We start from the raw sequence: 17027 nt of genomic DNA, 5'->3' as shown, positions 1-17027 counted from the left end.
ATTTTTACTTTTTTAACCAATTGCTAGCAAAATCACAATCTCTATAAGAACCACTAATTTTTATATAAGTATCTTTAATTTTTTCATTTTGCCAAGCTTCGATAGCTTTTAATTTTTTCTCATTAAGAGCCTGGTTTTTAATTTTCAAATAATCACGTGCATAGTCAGCTTCATGCTCATTAACTCTATCGGTTACAGTTAAAATTTTAAATTTTATTTTGTCTGTTCTATCTTTTTCTGTTTGTACCAAACTCACTTCTCCATCTTTTAAATTTTGAATTTGAGCATATAATTCAGGATCCATTCTGGTTAATTCAAAATTATAGTCTTGAGTTTCGGGATTTATAAGTTGTCCACCGTCATTTCTAGTTTCCTTTTCATCACTTGATTCTTTTGCCGCATCAGCAAATGAAATATCGCCATCAACTATACGCTGTCTTATTTTATCTATGCGCTCCTTTGCTTCTTTAATGGCCTCTGTTGATACTTTAGGAATTAAAAGAATGTGGCTTACATCATATTCTTGTCCTCTAATTTTTTCGCAATACACAATATGAAAACCAAACTCTGTTTCAAACGGCTCTGAAATCTCTCCTTCTTGAAGTGAAAATGCCGCTTGCCTGAATTCTTTAACCATTCTTGGTTTCTTTCTATTTAATGTATATTTTCCACCTGTACTAATAGATGCTTTATCGTCAGAATATAAAACCACTTTGGAACGGAAACTAGCACCATTTTCTAAAACATCTGCCCTAAATTGTTTTAACTGGTCAATAACACGTTGTTTTTCTTCTTGAGTTACTTTTGGTTCAACAACTATTTGGGCCACTTTAAGCTCTGTTCCAAACGTTGGGCGTTCATCTTTTGGTATTTTATTAAAAAATTCTCTAACCTCTTCTGGAGTCACCTCAACATCTTCAACAATTTTAGCTTGCATTTTTTTGGCTAATTCATTGCTTTTATTGATTTCAAAAATTTCATCTCTCAAGCTTTTTTCGTCCTCTTTTTTATAGATTTCTAAAAGTTTTTCCATAGAACCATTTGTTGACTGCAAGAACTGTTGGACATAATAGTCTACATTTTGACGAATTTCAGCATCTGAAACAGGAATACTATCTTGAATTGCGTGATGCGCATATAATTTATCTTCCAGTAATTTACCAAATAACTGACAACGCGTAATATCGGAAGTATTGACTCCTTGCGCTTGTAATTGTAAATAAGATTTATCGACATCAGAATCTAAAAGAATATAATCTCCAACAACAGCAGCCACACCATCAACTTTTTTGGCAACAAATGTGTTGGTTGTGTCAATTGATTTTGTAATCTCTGTTGGTTTTATGTCTTCTAAAGCTTTAATACTATCATTTACTGCCTCTTGAATAATTTCTTGAGCAGATATAAAATTTACAGTAATAAAAGTTAAGAATAAAGCTAGTATGTGTTTCAAATTAATTGTAAACTTCAAATTGTTTGTTTTTAATGGCATCCTTGGTGATATCTTTTTCTAATTCTTTAATAAGTTCAAGTTTTCTTTTATTAATGACTATTTGGTCTATTGTTGGTTTTACATACTCTAAAGGTGCTGTGTCACTTCGCAATAAAACATCATTAATCTGCATCAAATATACTCCTAATGAATCTTTGAGTTGTACAAAATTAGATTTTTTTAACAGTTCATTTTTATTTTCAGGAGTTATGATTGAAATTTTATCAATTACTTGACTGACTTTTATCCAAATGGAATCATTTAATGAATACGATTTAAACTGAATTGAAATGGAATCTAACTCTTTTTGGTCTTTTTTATTAAAACGTTTAAACTTTTCCTGAATTTTTTTAAAGTCAAACATGTTTTCATCAACATGCACGTACCTGAATTTTATGAGGTCTTCGTTTAATTTAAAAATTTCTTGATTGGCTAGGTAATACTCTTTAGCTTCTTCACTAGTAACTGTTGTATCAATACTTCTTTTTACCAAGGCTTCAATATAGGCTTTTGTATATAAATCGTTTTTGTATTGATTTACCAACTTATTGAAAGTTTCTTGCTGGGCTTCACTTAAATTTATCTTAGCGCCATCGACAAATAATTGTTGAGTTGCCCATCTATTAATAAAATTTTGAACCAATAAAATACTGTCTTCTTTGGTGGTACCTTCAGAAACTAAATCTTTTATATCGTCATAATACAAATAGGTATCATTAACTCTAGCTACTTTAATCCTGTCGTCTGTTTCTTTAAAAAAAAAGGTACATGAAGTTAAAGATATAATTAAAAGCAGTATGTAAATTTTACTTTTCAATTATTGATTTTTAATTAATGACTTAACGTGATTTAAAGCCTCTTGATTTACAACTACTTTATACTTATCTCTTAAATCCTGCATCCAAATATTTTCTTTATAAGTCTGATAATCGCCAACCACATTTCCTTTAGCTTCATCAAATAATTTTTGTGCAATTGGATATATGTCTTTTACCTGAACTACTACAAAACCATCATTATGCTTATAAATTTTTGAAACTCCTTTTTTAAATTCAAAATTAGATGGCAATGCCTGATCTTTAGCATCCATAAGACCTGAAGTAAAGATAACATTAACTTCATTATTTATATTCAACTTGGTTTTTATAGCTTCTGGATCTGTTCCTTTTTCTAATAATTTAGCTGATTTTTTTAAAACGCTTTCATTTGAAGAAGAAGCCACAACTGCATGCACTCTTTCTGGCCACATGTAACTACTTTTATGATCATTATAATAGTTTTTAATAGCTACTGAATCTGTTCTGGATGCATTCCAAATAGTTGATTCCATTAAATCAAACAACAATAATCCATCTCTGTATTCTTGAATTATATTGGCATAATCTTTATTTTCTTCTTCTAAATGATCTTCTTTATATTGCATTAAATTACTATCTAAAAAAGCTTCATACTGTGTAGAAACAATATTATCGAAAGGAGATTTTCCCTGAACACTACGTTGGTTTTTAATTAAGTAATCACCAAAATCCTGATAAGTAAATTGCTTATCACCAATTTTAACCAAAGGTTTTTCACCTTTAAAATCGATAGGTAAAGTCCAAGAACGTTTAAAATAATCGTTATTTAAAATAGATGAAAAATATTTTAAAGCTGGTTGTTCATTACTTACATGATAATGTTCTTTTAATTTACTAACCAAAGCATCATCAATTAAACGAGAACGTTCGTCGCGTTTCACTTTCATTTCTAATTCTGGCTTCATATCAAGAAAAGGCTGCACTGGTTTTTTATCATATAGTTTTAAAATATGCCAGCCATATTGTGTTTTTATGGGTTTTGAAATATCTCCAATATGTTCTAAACCAAATGCGGTATCTTCAAATACCTGAGAACTTAACTGACCAGCAGTAAATGGTGGAAGCAAACCACCTTTATTAGCTGTACTTGCATCTTCAGAAAATTGTCTGGCCAACGACTCAAAATCTTCTCCTTGGGATATTTTTTTATAAATGTCATTAATTCTTGCTTCTGCGCTATCAGAAATCGAATCTTCTGGTTTGGATTTAACCATTATATGGGCAATTGTAACTTCTCCTCTTGATTTTCTTTTATCATACACTTTAACAATATGATAACCAAAACGCGTTCTAAAAGGTTGAGAAATATCGCCAATTGGTGTATTATAAGCGGCATTCTCAAACGCATAAACCATTCTGAAACCTGAAAAATAGCCTAATTCTTCACCGAAAAGTGTTTGCCCGTTATGGACTTCTTTCATAACTTTTTCAAAACCTTCATTTATGGCCCGTTCTCTAATTTTTAATATGTTATTATAAGCTACCAAAGTATCTTCCGGACTCGCATTTTCAGGCAAACGAACCAATATATGATTTGCTTTTACCTCATAAGAAACTCTATCGTAAGCCTCTTCTACTAAAGCATCAGTAACCTTATTGTCTGTAATAAAATTTTTGGCTAGTTGTTTTTTATAACTATCTAATTCACTAATATATGATTGCTTTTTTTGAAGTTCTAATGCGTTTGCTTCTTTAATTTTTAGCTTATAATTTGTGAACAGATTTAGGTACTCATCTACATTTTTTTGAGATTCATCTTGAACAAGATCTAAATTTTTATTATAAACTCTAATAAATTCTGACGTATAAACAGGCTCTTCATTAATAGTAAAAAGCACCTCATCTATAGACTTTTGGGCATTTACAACTGATACTAATAAAATAAGCAATGCTGTTGGGAAATATCTTAATTTCATTTAAAAAAATTTAAATAGGATTACAAAAATAGCAATATAAAGCTATATAACAAGTTGCTTTAACAAACGGTTTAAAGATTACTTTAGTATCTTTATTTTTACAAATTTAATATTAAATATTTGATGAGGAAATTAAAACTTATTTGGGATTTTCGTGGTCCAGATGCCACTAAAATTGCTCTACACCATGAGATTCATTTAAAACAATATATAGAGTTAGAAAAGTTAGATATACCTTTAACAGGGGTTGAAACCATAAGTGATCTATATACTATTGCTTACCTGGTTGTGGATGAAAAAGACATGATACCTATAAGAGATGTTTTAAAACCACATCGTGGCGTAGTTTATTCTGAATAATTTAATTTTTATATATGAAAAAAGATAATGACATAAAAGACATTCTAAATGCAGAGAGTGTTCAAATTAAGAAACTTCAGGAAATTGTTAGAAAAACTATTGAGGATGAAAATTTAATTATTCAAAATTTATTAAACCCTCCTAAAGAAATTTTAACAAAGGGACAAAAAATATCAGATAAAGTAGCAAGATTTGGTGGTAGTTGGGCTTTTATTATTTCTGCATTGATATTTTTATCTCACAAACAAATAAAGACATATTTAAATAAATCTTAAAATGATGATTCAGCTTAAGAAAAAAAAATAGATGGTTACCTTGAATAATTAGGAGATTCATTAGTAATAGTTACATCATGTGGATGACTCTCATTAATACCACTAGCTGTAATTTTAACAAACTGCCCTATTTCCTTTAATGTTTCAATATCTTTTGCTCCACAGTATCCCATTCCAGCACGTAATCCGCCAACAAATTGATGAATACTTTCATACAAATCGCCTTTATATGGCACACGACCTACAATACCTTCAGGAACTAATTTTTTAATATCATCTTCCACATCTTGAAAATATCGGTCTTTACTACCTTGTTTCATTGCTTCAACAGATCCCATTCCACGGTACGATTTGAATTTTCGCCCTTCATATATAATAGTTTCTCCTGGCGATTCTTTAGTACCTGCCAAAAGAGAACCTAACATAACACAATCAGCACCTGCTGCAATTGCTTTAGGGATATCTCCTGTGTAACGAATACCACCATCTGCTATAACTGGTACACCACTACCTTTTATCGCGGCAGCTACTTCTAAAACTGCTGAGAATTGAGGAAATCCTACACCTGCAACAACACGAGTAGTACAAATAGAACCTGGACCAATCCCTACTTTAACAGCATCTGCACCCGCTTCAACTAAATATTTAGCTGCGGTACCTGTTGCTATATTTCCAACAATAACATCAAGATTTGGGAATTTTGATTTTATTTCTTTTAAAACTGTCACCACTCCTTTTGTATGTCCATGAGCTGTATCAATAACAATGGCATCAACACCTGCATTTACCAAAGCTTCTGCTCTTTCTATAGCATCAGCAGTTACACCAATAGCTGCTGCAACACGCAATCTGCCATAAGCATCTTTATTTGCCATTGGTTTCAATTTAAGTTTAGTAATATCTCTAAACGTAATTAATCCAGAAAGTTTAAAATGCTCATCGACAATAAGTAGTTTCTCTATTTTGTATTGCTGAAGAATAATTTCAGCATCTTTTAAAGAAGTTCCAACAGATGCTGTAACCAGATTTTTACTGGTCATTACCTCAACTATAGGACGTTTGTTATCATGCTCAAAACGTAAATCACGATTAGTAACAATTCCTTTTAAAGTACCATTATCATCAACAATTGGAATACCGCCAATACCATGCTCTGCCATACTTTTTTTAGCATCATTTACAGTAGAGGTTAACGGTAAAGTAACAGGGTCTATTATCATGCCACTTTCGGCACGCTTTACCTTTCTAACTTTTAAGGCCTGAGCCTCAATAGTCATGTTTTTGTGCAATACACCTATTCCACCTTCTTGCGCCATTGCTATAGCCATTTTGCTTTCAGTAACCGTATCCATAGCCGCTGAAATAATAGGCACATTAATAGTAATGTTTCTTGTAAATTTTGTTTGAATATTTACTTCTCGTGGAAGTACTTCAGAAAAAGCTGGAACTAAAAGGACGTCGTCGTAGGTTAAACCTTCTCCTACTATTTTATTTTGATGTGAAGTCATGATGCAATTACATTATAATTGCGTGCAAATATACAATTAAATCTAAGAATAACTATAATTTTAAACTGTTCTTAACATAAAAACATAATACTTACAAAAAGTTTTGCTATAGCCTTTTTTGAAGCAATTGCTTTAAAATAATAACAACTGAAAGTATAAAGGAAAGTGTCATTAAAGTTCCAGAAAACATAACTATATATTTCATCCAGATTAATCCTGTCCAAAGAAAATATAACCCACCAAAAGTTAAGATAACCGATACCAAAGGCTCAACCATTAAAAACGTTTTCAGTTGCTTTTTAATATTAGTTATAGACACTATAAGTGCTAAAATGAAAAAAATAATAGACATTGATAATACATGAGAATGCACTAGTGACAGCATTTCCTGTTCACTTTTTTTAAATTTCATGACTTCAGCATCCTCATCATGTTCATTTCCTAAATATTGTTCTTCTATACCATTAGGATTGGCAGATGATGTTTCTCCTACAAACAATAATCCAGAAAAAAAACCGATGCTTAAAACAATAATAAAGACCCCAATCAAAATCTTGATTTCTTTTGGTAAACTATATATTAAACCATTGATTTGCATTTATAATATGTTTTTGGAATGAAGTTTTTTTAATGAAATTAATAAATTATTTATAGCATCTGTAAACGATTTAACCGAAATAGTTGCTCCAGATATAGCCACAATATTGTCACCATATCTTAAATCATCATTTTGGGTTTTACCTATAAATTGTTTTAGCCAGCGCTTACTACCTATTTCACCTCCATAATCTTCGCGATACACCAATACTTTGGTCTTTATAATTATCAATTCGGGATCCAATAACACCAAATAATCAAAATTATCTGTTTTGCTTGGAGCTTTTGAGACATAAGCATAGCCTAACAAGGAATCTTTGGATTTAATCTCAAACAAGTTATCATTTCCAAACTTTGAAGGCAGGTCTTTTCTTTGTTCCAAAGGAATCGATACTCCTGAAAATTCAAAAGTCTCAATATGGAACGTTTCCTTAATTTCACTATCTACCTTCTTTTGAATAGCCTTAGGAAGACCAGAAGAAATCAATAGCAATGATGGAACCAAGAAAAGTATATGTTTGATATTCATGAAGTAAAAGTAAATATTAATTTTTAAAATGTCACGTCATCATGATGAACAAAAAAATTCTATCACAATGACGCTTCATTTACCTATGCTCTTTGTCTTTTAAAACCAAACACCCAATCCAAAATTTAATTGATTAGGCACATCAATAGAAGATGCATTGTCCTTAATTTGGTAATCTGCTTTTACAACAGCACCTGGAGCTATTTTATAACTCAATCCAAAAGTCAAATCATTTCTATCATAAGCGCTATTTTTTACTAAACTTCCTTCAACCCCAGCCTGTGTATTATAATCTTCATAACGTGCAAATGCAAAAAGTTGTTGCGCCTTATCTTGAGGTAATAAATTATAAGCTCCTTCTACATACCATCCTTCAAGCTTGCTTCCTAAATTAGTTCCGTTTAAATTATTATATGCTTCTGTATCTGAAATGTTTGCAGTAATGAATTGGCCTCTGGCTGTAAAACGTTGAAAAGCATAACGCGCGTCAACGCCAATCATAGAAATTCCAACATCTGCGCCATCAATCATATCAACATCATCGCCTGCTTGAGTACGTCCAAAATAACCTGATAATCCTAAACGCAACCCAGGTAATCCATAATAATCCAGTTTAGTAGAAAAAGTTGGTTTGTTTATGGTTGATTCAATACCTTTTTGGCGACCACCTCTTAAACCATTGCTGCCGCCCAATAATCCTGCTGTTATATTGCCATTTCCATCAGAATTAACGGATTTAAATCCGTTGAAAACATAGGCTTGGTACCCTAATGATATCTCATTAAATCTTCCAGACACCCCTACACCAACTTCTCTCCACGTTGATGGTACTATACTTTTATCTACACTTGGTCTATCTACACCATTAAATGTTGTAGGTTCGTGATACTCATTTACAATTCCCATTGGCACTAACATTAAACCTCCTCTAAGATTCACATAATCATTAAGGCTATATTGTAAAAATGCTTGTTCCACATAAACTTCTTCAACATGCTCCAGTTCTACTTCTGTCACAAATTGCACTTTATCATTAAACTTATAACCAAAAAGCAAGACCAAGCGATGTACGTCTAAAGTACCATTATCTCCTTCTGGTTGGTTATAAACAATTTCTCCATAACCTCCCACTGTAACACCACTATTAATATTGCCAGACAAGATACGCTGAGCGGCATTTTGTTGATTTTGAGGATTGGTTTGTAAAGAATCTGGTACTGTTTGTGCAAAAGTAAATGCACTTATAAAAATTACTAAAATTGTTGTAGTTGTTTTCATTTGTTTTTATTTAGACTAATTATAAATAGGTTTAATTTTCGATGACAAATATAACACTGAAAAACAATTTACGCAACACTATTTAGAATTATTTTAAATAAAATTAATGATACACAGAAAAAATCTTGGTAGCCTCATTAAAAGCACTTTCAAAACTTAAAGCATCGAGATTATTGTTTTTTTTAGAAGTAAAATAAGACAATAACTTTTCTGTAGGCATATTACCCGTTAGTTCATCTTTAGCCATTGGGCAGCCACCAAAACCCTGAATAGCTCCATCAAAACGTTTGCAACCAGCAAAATAAGCAGCGTCAATTTTTTCAAACCAGGAATTTGGTGTTGTATGTAAATGAGCTCCAAATTCTATGCTTGGATAACGTGGAATTAAATTTGAAAATAGATAACGTATGTTTTCAGCATTTGAACTTCCGATAGTATCACTTAAAGAAATTATTTTAACACCCATTTTGCTCAATTTTTCTGTCCAATCAGCAACTATATCAACATTCCAAGGATCGCCATAAGGATTTCCAAATCCCATGGAAATATAAACCACAACTTCTTTTTGCGATTTATCTGCTATATTTAAAATATTATCTAAAATTAAAACCGATTGTGCAATGGTTTTATGAGTATTTCTCATTTGAAAGTTTTCTGAAATTGAAAATGGATATCCTAAATAATCAATTTGTGAATGCGTTGAAGCATCTTCTGCTCCTCTTTCGTTTGCAACAATAACCAATAACTTACTAATGGTTTTCCTTAAGTCTAGTTGCTCTAATACTTCTGCTGTATCAGACATTTGTGGAATGGCCTTGGGAGACACAAAACTACCCACATCAATGGTATCAAATCCAACCCTTAATAAAGACTGAATGTATTGCACTTTACGCTTTGTTGGAATAAAGTTTTTAATACCTTGCATGGCATCTCTTGGGCATTCTATAACCTTTATGTTGTTGGACATTACTAAATGAAATAAATGATGATAAAAATAATATTATTGCTTAAGAAAACACAAAAACTATCGATTTATTAAATTTTAAGCTTTTTAATAAGCATGTAAAGCCTTATAACTTAATCAAAACGAAAAAATTAGCTTATTAACGTTTTTATTATAAATAGCATTTTTTTGCTTTTACATTTGAGTAAATGTTTCGCCCCAATGAAGATTTTCACTCAATTCTTTAGCAATTTATCTTTTTTAATTCTACTAACGACATCATTTTCTATGTTTTCACAAGTAAATTCTGAACCAATTTGTGGAACAATAACTACTGGTAAAGACCTTAAATTATTCGAAGAATTAAAACCTGTATTTAAAAAGTATCAATCTAATTTTTTGAGTTCTAAATCTACTAATAGCAAATCAAATTCTATAGCAAAAAACTATATTCCTATCAAGGCACATATAATCAGAACTTCTAATGGAAAAGGTGGTATTGATGAGTATGAACTAAATGAAGCTATTAACGACTTAAATAATACGTTTTCTGGAGCATTTTTAGAATTCTTTTTGTGCAATGATTTAAACTATATTGACAATAATAATTTTTATAATTTTAAAAGCAGTGATGAAAAATCATTGGTTGAAGCAAACAATGTCCCAAATGTTATTAATATTTATTTTACAAACCATATTGTAAATTCATCCGATGAAGATATTTGTGGGTATACATATAACAAACCCAACTATGATGTAATTATTATTCAGAATGAATGTGCAACAAATAATTCTTCATTGGCACACGAAGTTGGTCATTTTTTATCCTTAATACATACTCACGGTGCAGACAATACTTGTTTAACCAAAGAGTTGGTAAATGGAAACAATTGTAGTAGCGAAGGCGATCAAATTTGTGACACTCCTGCCGACCCAAAACTGACCAATAAAAATGTAAACAACTTTTGTAGGTATATTGGCACTGAAACCGATGCCAATGGCGATTCATTTTTGCCGGACACTAGCAATATTATGTCGTATTCTATGAAAGGTTGTCGCTCACATTTTTCTGATCAACAACTAGCAAGAATGTATGCTTATTATATGTCTACCAAAAATTATTTGACTTGTGGGGATTCTTCAGGTGTTGCCGATTCATATGAACCTGTTTCTTCTGATGATTTAGATTTCAAAATCTATCCAAATCCAATTTCAGGAGATGTTGTTTATGCAAAACCTATGAATACAACAGAAACTTTCTCTTATAAAATTTCAAATTTAATAGGACAAACCTTTTCATCTGGCACACTTACAAATCAACCTATTAATGTTGGGTATTTAGCTTCGGGAACATATTTAATGACAATAAGCAATAATCATTCAAAGATTATAAAAAGAATTATTAAATAAGGTTATACCCTTTTTAGTAAGGATTTATTGATTGATTTAATAAGTTGAGGGCCTTCATAAATAAAACCGGTATACACCTGGATTAAATCTGCTCCAGCATCTAATTTTTCTAAAGCATCTTTAGCAGAATGGATGCCTCCAACACCAATAATAGGAAACGCTTTATTACTTTTTTCTGAAAGATATTTAATAACACGTGTGCTTTTATCTTTAATTGGCTGACCACTTAAGCCTCCATTTCCAATAGTTTCTAAATGCTCTTGAGATACTTTTAATCCACTTCTGTCAATTGATGTGTTGCTGGCTATAACGCCATCTAATTTTGTAGCAATAACCAATTCAACAATTTCATCTAATTGATTATCATTTAAATCTGGTGCTATTTTTAAAAGTATTGGTTTTTGCTTTTCAAAATCTTTATTAACTTGTTGAACCGCACCAATAAGCTCTTCTAAATAATCCTTATCATTTAATTTGGCATGACTACTAACATTGGGACAACTTACATTGAGCACAAAATAATCAACATATGGATGCAATGCCTTAAAACATTCTAAATAATCCTGTGTATAATCATCGGGCTTTGTATGAGTATTTTTACCAATATTTCCGCCAATAATTACATGGCCTTTATTCTTTTTAAGATTACTAATTGCTGCTTCTAAACCATCATTATTAAAGCCCATTCTGTTAATTATACCTTGATCTTCTTTCAGCCTAAATAATCGTTTTTTAGGATTTCCAGCTTGCCCTTTTGGAGTTACAGTTCCAATTTCAATAAATCCAAATCCAAAACTTGATAATTCATTATACAACACAGCGTTCTTATCAAAACCGGCAGCTAATCCAACAGGGTTTTTAAAAGTCAACCCAAAAACTTGTTTTTCTAATCTTGCATCTTCGATTGTATAAAGTTTTTTTATTATTTGGGACACCAAAGGGATTTTATTTAAAATCCTAATAAGAGAAAATGTAAAATGATGTACTTCTTCAGGATCGAACCAAAATAAGATAGGACGTATAAGCGATTTGTACATATAGGTTGAATTGCTGTGCAAAAATACTATTCATTTCTCAAAAAATACCAATAAGCTTTTTAAAAATTAGTAGTATTTTTGATAGAACAAAAAATAACGTCATGCAAAACATTATAGATAGATTTATTAGCTATGCAACTATCGACACGCAATCAGATCCAACCTCTAAAAGTACTCCAAGCACAAAAAAGCAATGGGATTTAGCAAACAAGCTCGTTGAAGAACTAAAAGCAATAGGTATGAAAGAGGTAACTATTGACGAGAATGCTTATATCATGGCTACTTTACCAAGCAATGTTGATCATGAGGTTCCAACCATTGGTTTTATTTCTCATTTTGATACGTCTCCAGATTTTACAGGGACAAATGTTAAGCCTCAAATAATTGAAAACTATGATGGAAAAGACATTATTTTAAATGCAGAACAAGATATTATCTTATCTCCAGACTATTTTGAAGATTTACACCTTTACAAAGGTCAAACCTTAATAACAACCGATGGAACGACCCTTCTTGGTGCCGATGATAAAGCAGGTATTTGCGAAATTGTATCGGCTATGGAACATTTAATAAACCATCCTGAAATCAAACACGGAAAAATACGTGTTGGTTTTACACCAGATGAAGAAATTGGCCGTGGAGCACACAAGTTTGATGTTGCAAAATTTGGAGCCGATTGGGCTTATACTATGGATGGTAGTCAAATTGGAGAATTAGAATACGAAAACTTTAATGCAGCTGGTGCAGTTGTAAAAGTAAAAGGAAAAATAGTGCATCCTGGTTATGCCAAAGGTAAAATGATAAACTCCATGTACATTGCTCAAGAGTTTATAAACTCATTACCACGCTTGGAAACACCAGAACATACTGAAGGTTATGAAGGCTTTTTTCATTTGTGTTCAATGAAGGGAGAAGTAGAAGAAACCGAGTTGGAATATATTATTAGAGACCATAACAGACGTCATTTTGAAGCCAGAAAAGAAGTTATGCAAAAATTAGCTGATGATATTAATGAACAATATGGAAGAGTAGTTATTGAGATTAGTATTAAAGATCAGTATTTCAACATGAAAGAAAAAGTAGAACCTGTCATGCATATTGTAGATATTGCTGAAGAAGCTATGAAACAACTTCATATAAAACCATTGATTAAAGCCATTCGTGGCGGAACAGATGGCTCTCAACTAAGCTATATGGGTTTACCTTGCCCTAATATTTTTGCTGGTGGCCATAACTTTCATGGTCGATACGAATATGTGCCAGTTGAAAGTATGCAAAAAGCAACCCAAGTGATTTGTAAGATTGCAGAATTAACAGCACTAAAAAAATAGCATTGAATTAACTTCGTTTAAAAGTTTATAAAATAATTGTACAAACTAACCTAATAATTTAAAACCCATGATAAGACCTTACATATTGGCCGAAACAAACTGGAAACATTTAAAAAATGCCAAGTTTGAATTAGCTGTTTTACCTTGGGGAGCAACAGAAGCTCATAACTACCATTTACCTTATGCCACAGATGTTATTGAAGGGGATTTTATTGCAGCAGAATCAGCAAAAATAGCTTGGGAAAAGGGTGCGAATGTAATTGTTTTACCTTCCATTCCATTTGGCACTAACACTGGGCAATCAGACATTTATTTAGATATAAATTTGAATCCAAGTACGCGATTTGCTATTTTAAGTGATATTATTGAAGTGTTAAATAGACAAGGAATCTATAAATTAATGATTCTCAATAGTCACGGTGGCAACGACTGGAAATCGATTGTTAGAGAGCTAGGATTAAAGTATCCGAAAATGTTTATTTGTGTTACTAATTGGTTTAAATCATTAGACAAAAATCTTTATTTTGAAAACTCAGGTGACCATGCTGATGAAATGGAGACAAGTCTTATTCTATACTTAAAACCTGAATTAGTGTTACCAAAAAAAGAATGGGGAGAAGGAAAGGAAAAAAAGAACAAAATTAAAGCATTTTCTGAAGCGTGGGCTTGGACCGAAAGACCTTGGTCACAAATAAGTGAAGACACCGGTGTAGGAAATCCAAAAGCGGCATCCAGCGAGAAAGGCGAGAAATTCTTTAAAGATGTTTGCGAAAAAATGGCAGAGTTGTTAATTGACATTTCAAAGGCCGATACTAACGACCTATATAAATAAAATTTTACATCTTTGATTTGCTTTATATTGAAAAATCATTAGCAATTTTTAAACAATCTTCTTAAAACCAACTTTTATGAAAAAACCAAATTCAGTAGAAGAATACATTGAGGACCATGAAAAATTTAGAGATGCATTAACAATTTTACGCTCTGTTATCAACTCTGCTTCAGAATTAGATGAAGCCATCAAATGGAACGCTCCAATTTATTCTCTTAATGGGAAAAATATAATTGGTTTAGGGGCTCATAAAAACCATTTTGGCATTTGGTTTTTTAATGGTGTATTCTTGAAAGATGAGCAAAAACTATTGGTAAATGCTCAAGAAAAAACCAAAGGACTTAGACAAATGCGCTTTGAGTCAATTCATGATATCGATAAAAATATTGTGTTGGCATATGTTAAGGAAGCTATAGAAAATCAAAAATTAGGCAAAGAAATTAAACCAGAAAAAACTAAAACGGTAGTTATTCCTGAAGCATTAAAAAATGTTCTCAAAATTGATAAAGAATTTAATAATAGCTTTAATGTGTTAACCCTTTACAAACAAAAAGAATACTGTGAATTCATTGAAACGGCGAAAAGAGAAGCAACCGTTTTAAGTCGTTTAGAAAAAATTAAACCTATGATTTTAAATGGCATTGGTTTAAATGACAAATACAAAAATTGTTAAATAAAAAAGCTTCCTAAATGGAAGCTTTTTTTATAATATGCTTTTTTAAATTAAGCTGTTTTTGATGGTGCATTTACAGCAGTGCTCAATTCCATTGAAATCGCTGAGCGCTCAAACTTTACTTTACCAGACATGGTTTCAATAATACAAGTATTATCTTTTTCTCCAAGTTCTAGTATTTTACCATGCAAACCACTTTTAGTAACAATTTTGTCGCCTTTTTTTAATTCTGCAGCAAACTTTTTTTCTTTTTTAGCACGTTTCATTTGAGGTGCAATCATAAAGAAATACACTACTACAAACATTAATATAAACGGTAAAAACTGTCCCATATCACCCATTTTTTATTTTTTTTATTTTTTAATTAATTAGTTGTTACTGGAGCTGGTTTTACAAATGCTGTAATTTTAACAACTTCAGAACCTTTTTCTGTATTAGCTGTTACAGTAATTGTTTTAGTAATTTTATTAGAACCACTTCCATTAAATTTCACTGAAAATTTACCTGATTCTCCTGGAGCTAATGGCTCTCTACTCCAATCTTTCGGCACTGTACAACCGCAAGAACTTTTAATATCTGTAATTACTAACGGAGCATCTCCTGTATTCGTGTAATTAAATTCTGTTTCAACAGGTGTGTGTGCTTCAATTTCACCAAAATCATGTTCCATTTTGTCAAATGAAATAATTGGAAACTTTGATGCGTTGGCATCTCTTTCAGCAGCAGCAACTACATTGTTTTCAACAATTTTTTTAGTTGCATCTTCTTTACATGAAGTAAAAGATAATATACTTAAAGCAGCTAAACCTAATATAACTTTTTTCATAATATATATTTTTCTAATTGGTTTGTAAAAGTAACAATTATTTAATCTATTAAAAACTATTTAGTCCTTTCTTAACAGAAAATTACATCAATCCTCTGCCTATTTTTTTAAGTTTTCCATCGTTTTCATATTCCTTAACCAGTTTATCTAAAATACCATTTAAAAAAATACTGCTTTTTGGTGTGGAATATTCTTTGGCAATTTCTAAATATTCATTTATGGTAACCTTTACTGGTATGGAAGAAAAATTTTGAAGCTCACAAATGGCCATTTGCAGCAATACAAAATCTACATTGGCAATTCTATCTGAATCCCAGTTTTGGGTTTTTAATTCAATTTCTTTATTTAATGCTGTTTGGTTTAAAATTGTTTTCTTAAACAAATCAATAGCGTATTGCTTATCGTCTAGATCTTTGTATAATTTAGGTGTAAAAAAACTATCTGATGATGTTGGTTTAGCCTTACGCAATAACTTTAAAATGGTGGTGTTTACTGTAGGAAGATCGTCAAGCCAGGTAAGGTTTTTATCTTCAATATATTCATAAAGTTTTTCGTTTGGCGCTATAATATCTTTAAAAATATCAACCATAAACTCTTTGTCTTCCTTAAAATCAGAGATTCTGGTTTTCATGTACTCTTTGTACAAATCACTGGAAATAATGGCTTTAAAAATAACATCAACATATTCACTATCCAGTTCCCAATCAACAGATTTAAAGTTCTCTAATTGATGTTTTAATTGAATGTTTTCTTTAATGATTTGTAACAGTTCGTTGTTTACAAATTTCCGGTTTGGATCTTTGTCTTCTTGAGTTGCGAGATGCTTTTTTTGTTTTTTACTTATATCATCTTCAGCTCTTTTTTGAACTTCAAGTAATAACGATATTAACAACAAATACAGATTGTACATATTATCAATACTGAATAATAAAAACTTTTGATTTTTACTCAAATCATCGCTTTCATTTCCTTTAAACGCATAAATGGTTTGCATCACTTTTACACGAATATGTCTTCTGTTTAGCATATATACAAAGAACTTAATTTTAATTAAAAGGTAAAAGAATCATTTCTTTTGAACGGCAAAAATAATACTATTTTAAAAAAGTATAACACCTTATTTTATTTTTATTGCATCAAATTTAGTTTAAGTAATTTTTAAC

General features: G+C 31.1%; 18 protein-coding genes. 6 read left to right on the top strand and 12 right to left on the bottom strand.

The window, feature by feature from the left end; translation table 11 throughout:
• Positions 1-4 precede the first annotated feature (4 nt).
• Genes V8G69_RS05105 through V8G69_RS05095 form a run of 3 tightly spaced genes read right to left on the bottom strand, consistent with a single transcriptional unit; the run spans position 5 to position 4265 of the window.
• Positions 5-1492, bottom strand: coding sequence for a peptidylprolyl isomerase (locus V8G69_RS05105; protein ID WP_394880734.1), 1488 nt, complete (start codon positions 1490-1492; stop codon positions 5-7).
• Positions 1455-2309, bottom strand: coding sequence for a peptidyl-prolyl cis-trans isomerase (locus V8G69_RS05100; RefSeq protein ID WP_394880733.1), 855 nt, complete (start codon positions 2307-2309; stop codon positions 1455-1457). The genes V8G69_RS05105 and V8G69_RS05100 overlap by 38 nt, the downstream gene beginning before the upstream one ends.
• Entirely contained in the window at positions 2310-4265 is a 1956-nt protein-coding gene (locus tag V8G69_RS05095; protein WP_394880732.1) for a peptidylprolyl isomerase, read from the bottom strand.
• A 123-nt stretch (positions 4266-4388) separates the two neighbouring features.
• Here V8G69_RS05095 and V8G69_RS05090 point away from each other — a divergent pair, with 123 nt between their 5' ends.
• Together V8G69_RS05090 and V8G69_RS05085 are read left to right on the top strand one after the other, a co-directional pair.
• Positions 4389-4625, top strand: a complete 237-nt coding sequence (locus V8G69_RS05090; RefSeq protein WP_394880731.1) for a hypothetical protein — start codon at positions 4389-4391, stop codon at positions 4623-4625.
• A gap of 14 nt (positions 4626-4639) precedes the next feature.
• Complete coding sequence (locus V8G69_RS05085; RefSeq protein WP_394880730.1) at positions 4640-4900, top strand: hypothetical protein; 261 nt, start codon at positions 4640-4642, stop codon at positions 4898-4900.
• A gap of 35 nt (positions 4901-4935) precedes the next feature.
• Here the strand turns inward: V8G69_RS05085 and guaB are convergent, their stop codons facing one another.
• From guaB to V8G69_RS05060, 5 genes are all read right to left on the bottom strand, one after another.
• Positions 4936-6408 carry an IMP dehydrogenase gene (gene guaB, locus V8G69_RS05080; protein ID WP_394880729.1) on the bottom strand — a complete coding sequence of 491 codons (1473 nt, stop codon included), beginning with the start codon at positions 6406-6408 and terminating at the stop codon, positions 4936-4938.
• A gap of 106 nt (positions 6409-6514) precedes the next feature.
• The gene (locus V8G69_RS05075) at positions 6515-7006 is read right to left on the bottom strand and encodes a hypothetical protein (protein ID WP_394880728.1); all 492 of its coding nucleotides are present in this window, start codon (positions 7004-7006) and stop codon (positions 6515-6517) included.
• Positions 7007-7534, bottom strand: coding sequence for an FMN-binding protein (locus tag V8G69_RS05070; protein ID WP_394880727.1), 528 nt, complete (start codon positions 7532-7534; stop codon positions 7007-7009). It abuts the gene before it with no gap.
• Positions 7535-7633: 99 nt separating this feature from the next.
• Positions 7634-8812, bottom strand: a complete 1179-nt coding sequence (locus V8G69_RS05065; protein WP_394880726.1) for a porin — start codon at positions 8810-8812, stop codon at positions 7634-7636.
• 103 nt (positions 8813-8915) lie between these two features.
• Positions 8916-9779 (bottom strand): hydroxymethylglutaryl-CoA lyase, encoded by an 864-nt coding sequence (locus V8G69_RS05060; RefSeq protein WP_394880725.1) that lies wholly within the window; start codon positions 9777-9779, stop codon positions 8916-8918.
• A 264-nt stretch (positions 9780-10043) separates the two neighbouring features.
• Between V8G69_RS05060 and V8G69_RS05055 the strand changes: the two genes are divergently transcribed.
• On the top strand, positions 10044-11165 hold the full coding sequence (locus V8G69_RS05055) for a zinc-dependent metalloprotease (protein ID WP_394880724.1): 1122 nt from the start codon (positions 10044-10046) through the stop codon (positions 11163-11165).
• Between the two features lie 2 nt (positions 11166-11167).
• Here the strand turns inward: V8G69_RS05055 and V8G69_RS05050 are convergent, their stop codons facing one another.
• On the bottom strand, positions 11168-12202 hold the full coding sequence (locus tag V8G69_RS05050) for a quinone-dependent dihydroorotate dehydrogenase (protein WP_394880723.1): 1035 nt from the start codon (positions 12200-12202) through the stop codon (positions 11168-11170).
• A 101-nt stretch (positions 12203-12303) separates the two neighbouring features.
• On the opposite strand from V8G69_RS05050, the gene pepT reads away from it, so the two are divergent.
• The 3 genes from pepT to V8G69_RS05035 all read left to right on the top strand — a co-directional run bounded on the left by pepT (position 12304) and on the right by V8G69_RS05035 (position 15038).
• The gene (gene pepT, locus V8G69_RS05045; protein WP_394880722.1) at positions 12304-13533 is read left to right on the top strand and encodes a peptidase T; all 1230 of its coding nucleotides are present in this window, start codon (positions 12304-12306) and stop codon (positions 13531-13533) included.
• Positions 13534-13600: 67 nt separating this feature from the next.
• Complete coding sequence (locus V8G69_RS05040; RefSeq protein WP_394880721.1) at positions 13601-14365, top strand: creatininase family protein; 765 nt, start codon at positions 13601-13603, stop codon at positions 14363-14365.
• A gap of 76 nt (positions 14366-14441) precedes the next feature.
• Positions 14442-15038 carry a YdeI family protein gene (locus tag V8G69_RS05035; RefSeq protein WP_394880720.1) on the top strand — a complete coding sequence of 199 codons (597 nt, stop codon included), beginning with the start codon at positions 14442-14444 and terminating at the stop codon, positions 15036-15038.
• A 50-nt stretch (positions 15039-15088) separates the two neighbouring features.
• Here V8G69_RS05035 and yajC read toward each other — a convergent pair whose 3' ends face one another.
• The 3 genes from yajC to nusB form a co-directional block, all read right to left on the bottom strand.
• Positions 15089-15379 carry a preprotein translocase subunit YajC gene (gene yajC / locus V8G69_RS05030; RefSeq protein WP_394880719.1) on the bottom strand — a complete coding sequence of 97 codons (291 nt, stop codon included), beginning with the start codon at positions 15377-15379 and terminating at the stop codon, positions 15089-15091.
• A 23-nt stretch (positions 15380-15402) separates the two neighbouring features.
• Entirely contained in the window at positions 15403-15864 is a 462-nt protein-coding gene (locus V8G69_RS05025) for a DUF1573 domain-containing protein (protein ID WP_394880718.1), read from the bottom strand.
• Positions 15865-15946: 82 nt separating this feature from the next.
• Positions 15947-16891, bottom strand: coding sequence for a transcription antitermination factor NusB (gene nusB, locus V8G69_RS05020; RefSeq protein WP_394880717.1), 945 nt, complete (start codon positions 16889-16891; stop codon positions 15947-15949).
• Positions 16892-17027: the final 136 nt, after the last annotated feature.

It is taken from the genome of Gaetbulibacter sp. M235, from assembly GCF_043876835.1.
In the GTDB taxonomy this organism is placed as follows: domain Bacteria; phylum Bacteroidota; class Bacteroidia; order Flavobacteriales; family Flavobacteriaceae; genus Yeosuana.
This window is presented reverse-complemented; position numbering and strand designations above follow the sequence as displayed.

Excerpts from the sequence above, each read along its gene's own strand:
- V8G69_RS05095 (WP_394880732.1), bottom strand. The coding sequence starts at position 4,265 with ATGAAATTAAGATATTTCCCAACAGCATTGCTTATTTTATTAGTATCA.
- pepT (WP_394880722.1), top strand. The coding sequence starts at position 12,304 with ATGCAAAACATTATAGATAGATTTATTAGCTATGCAACTATCGACACG.
- V8G69_RS05060 (WP_394880725.1), bottom strand. The coding sequence starts at position 9,779 with ATGTCCAACAACATAAAGGTTATAGAATGCCCAAGAGATGCCATGCAA.
- V8G69_RS05085 (WP_394880730.1), top strand. The coding sequence starts at position 4,640 with ATGAAAAAAGATAATGACATAAAAGACATTCTAAATGCAGAGAGTGTT.
- V8G69_RS05070 (WP_394880727.1), bottom strand. The coding sequence starts at position 7,534 with ATGAATATCAAACATATACTTTTCTTGGTTCCATCATTGCTATTGATT.
- V8G69_RS05050 (WP_394880723.1), bottom strand. The coding sequence starts at position 12,202 with ATGTACAAATCGCTTATACGTCCTATCTTATTTTGGTTCGATCCTGAA.
- V8G69_RS05055 (WP_394880724.1), top strand. The coding sequence starts at position 10,044 with ATGTTTTCACAAGTAAATTCTGAACCAATTTGTGGAACAATAACTACT.
- V8G69_RS05025 (WP_394880718.1), bottom strand. The coding sequence starts at position 15,864 with ATGAAAAAAGTTATATTAGGTTTAGCTGCTTTAAGTATATTATCTTTT.
- V8G69_RS05090 (WP_394880731.1), top strand. The coding sequence starts at position 4,389 with ATGAGGAAATTAAAACTTATTTGGGATTTTCGTGGTCCAGATGCCACT.
- V8G69_RS05105 (WP_394880734.1), bottom strand. The coding sequence starts at position 1,492 with ATGCCATTAAAAACAAACAATTTGAAGTTTACAATTAATTTGAAACAC.
- V8G69_RS05075 (WP_394880728.1), bottom strand. The coding sequence starts at position 7,006 with ATGCAAATCAATGGTTTAATATATAGTTTACCAAAAGAAATCAAGATT.
- nusB (WP_394880717.1), bottom strand. The coding sequence starts at position 16,891 with ATGCTAAACAGAAGACATATTCGTGTAAAAGTGATGCAAACCATTTAT.
- V8G69_RS05035 (WP_394880720.1), top strand. The coding sequence starts at position 14,442 with ATGAAAAAACCAAATTCAGTAGAAGAATACATTGAGGACCATGAAAAA.
- V8G69_RS05065 (WP_394880726.1), bottom strand. The coding sequence starts at position 8,812 with ATGAAAACAACTACAACAATTTTAGTAATTTTTATAAGTGCATTTACT.
- yajC (WP_394880719.1), bottom strand. The coding sequence starts at position 15,379 with ATGGGTGATATGGGACAGTTTTTACCGTTTATATTAATGTTTGTAGTA.
- V8G69_RS05040 (WP_394880721.1), top strand. The coding sequence starts at position 13,601 with ATGATAAGACCTTACATATTGGCCGAAACAAACTGGAAACATTTAAAA.
- guaB (WP_394880729.1), bottom strand. The coding sequence starts at position 6,408 with ATGACTTCACATCAAAATAAAATAGTAGGAGAAGGTTTAACCTACGAC.